Genomic DNA, 1,996 nt, shown 5'->3' with positions numbered 1-1,996 from the left:
CACGCCCGCGCCACCCCGCGCCCGCCCTTGCGCCCGGCGCCCGCGATCTCGCGCCGCGCCTCGCCCATCTCGCCGCCGGCGCCGGCGGCCGGCAGGCCGGCATCGGCGAGGATGCCCAGCGCCTCTGCCGCCGCCATGCCGGGCTCCAGGCGGAGCGCCGCGGCCGGCGCGTTGACGAAGGAAAGCCGGCCGCGCGCCAGCATGTCCTCCCCATCCCCGATGCGGGCGCTGGAATGGCCGATGGCGGCGCCGGGCACGCCGCGCGCGGTCAGCCAGTCCAGGCCGCCGATCCCGGCCCGCTCCCGGCCGACGCCGGCATCGTGCAGGATGAGCGCGCCGACGCCGCGCCGCGCGGCATACCAGGCGGCATACACCCCGCCATGGCTGGCGCAGAGCGCGACGCGCCCCGCCGCATCGGCCGGCAGGTGCGTCACGCTGTCCAGCACCAGCGCGTCCTTGCGCATTGCGGCTCCTCCCCGTCTTGATTCCTTCGCCCGCTGCCGCATGCTCCGCAAGCCCCCGGCAAGAGGGGCGAGGTTGCAGGGGAGCGCCAGGCAGGATGAGCAGCGACAACCGGGCGAGGCTGCTGGCGCTCTACGCCACCATGTGCCGCATCCGCGCCTTCGAGGAGACGGCGCTCGCGGCCCATCGCGCGGGCGAGATCCCGGGGCCGCTGCATGTCTCCATCGGGCAGGAGGCGGTGGCGGCCGGCATCTGCATGAACTTGCGAACGGACGACCGCATCACCTCCAACCATCGCGGGCATGGCCACGCGCTGGCCAAGGGGGCGGGCGTGGCCGGCATGATGGAAGAGCTGTTCGGCCGCGCCGGCGGCCATTGCCGCGGCAAGGGCGGCTCCATGCACATCGCCGATTTCTCGGTCGGCATGCTCGGCGCCAATGGCGTGGTGGCGGGCGGCATCCCGATCGCGGTCGGCGCGGCGCAGGGCCTCCGGCTGCTCGGCTCCTCCGCCATCGTCTGCTGCTTCTTCGGCGACGGCGCGATCAATCGCGGCCCCTTCCTCGAGGGGTTGAACTGGGCGGCACTGTATCGCCTGCCGGTGCTCTTCGTCTGCGAGGACAACGGCGTCGCCGCCTTCACGCGCTCCGAGAGCGTCACCGCCGGCCCCGGGATCGCCGCCCGGGCGGAGGCGTTCGGCGTCCCCTGCACGACAGTGGACGGCAACGACGCCGCGGCGGTGGACGACGCGGCCGCGCGCCTAGTGGCCGAGGTGCGCGGCGGCGCCGGCCCGCGCCTTCTGCACGCCACGACCTTCCGTCTGATGGGCCATACCAGCACCGACCCCGCTGCCTGGCGCGAGGCCGGCGAGGTGGAGGCCGCGCGCACGCATGAGCCCATCCTGCGCCTGCGCGCGCGCCTGCTGGAGGAAGGCGCCGGCGCGAAGGCGCTCGACGTCATCGAGGGCGAGGCGCGGGCCGAGATGTCCCAGGCCCGCGCCGACGCCCTCGCCGCCCCCTGGCCCGATCCGGCGACCGCGTGGGAGGATGTGCAGGATTCCGGCGCCGTGCAGGAGGCCGTCTGACATGGCCGAGGTGACCCTGGTGGAGGCCGCGCGGCTGGCGGCCCTGCAGGAGATGCGGCGCGACCCGCGCGTCTGGGTGCTGGGCGAGGACGTCGCCCGCGGCGGTCTGTTCGGCCAGTACCGCGGATTCCTCGAGGAATTCGGCGCCGAGCGCGTCGTCTCCACGCCGATCAGCGAGTCGACGATCATGGGCGCGGGCCTCGGCGCCGCGCTGGTCGGCACGCGCCCGATCATCGAGATGCGGATCTTCGACTTCGTGATGTGCGCGATGGACGAGCTGGTGAACCAGATCGCCAAGATCCGCTACATGTTCGGCGGCCAGGCGCGGCCCGCCGTGGTGGTGCGCATGCCGCACGGCATCTGGCGCAACTCCGCCGCGCAGCATTCGCAGACGCTGGAGAGCTGGTTCACCCACATCCCGGGCGTGGGGGGGGGCGGGGCCGCCGCGCCCCC

At 74.6% G+C, this 1,996-nt stretch carries 1 protein-coding gene and 2 pseudogenes; 2 read left to right on the top strand and 1 reads right to left on the bottom strand.

The window, feature by feature from the left end:
- Nucleotides 1–464, bottom strand: a pseudogene (locus AC1MIR_RS24780) (hypothetical protein); the annotation flags it as partial.
- 95 nt (nt 465–559) lie between these two features.
- On the opposite strand from AC1MIR_RS24780, the gene AC1MIR_RS24775 reads away from it, so the two are divergent.
- Together AC1MIR_RS24775 and AC1MIR_RS24770 are read left to right on the top strand one after the other, a co-directional pair.
- Nucleotides 560–1,543 carry a thiamine pyrophosphate-dependent dehydrogenase E1 component subunit alpha gene (locus AC1MIR_RS24775; protein WP_480030842.1) on the top strand — a complete coding sequence of 328 codons (984 nt, stop codon included), beginning with the start codon at nt 560–562 and terminating at the stop codon, nt 1,541–1,543.
- A gap of 1 nt (nt 1,544) precedes the next feature.
- Nucleotides 1,545–1,996: pseudogene (locus tag AC1MIR_RS24770) on the top strand (alpha-ketoacid dehydrogenase subunit beta); the annotation flags it as partial.

Source organism: Falsiroseomonas sp. RANM36, from assembly GCF_056682175.1.
The sequence above is the reverse complement of the archived record's forward strand: the minus strand, read 5'-3'. Positions and strand labels throughout refer to the sequence as shown.

Excerpts from the sequence above, each read along its gene's own strand:
- AC1MIR_RS24775 (WP_480030842.1), top strand. The coding sequence starts at position 560 with ATGAGCAGCGACAACCGGGCGAGGCTGCTGGCGCTCTACGCCACCATG.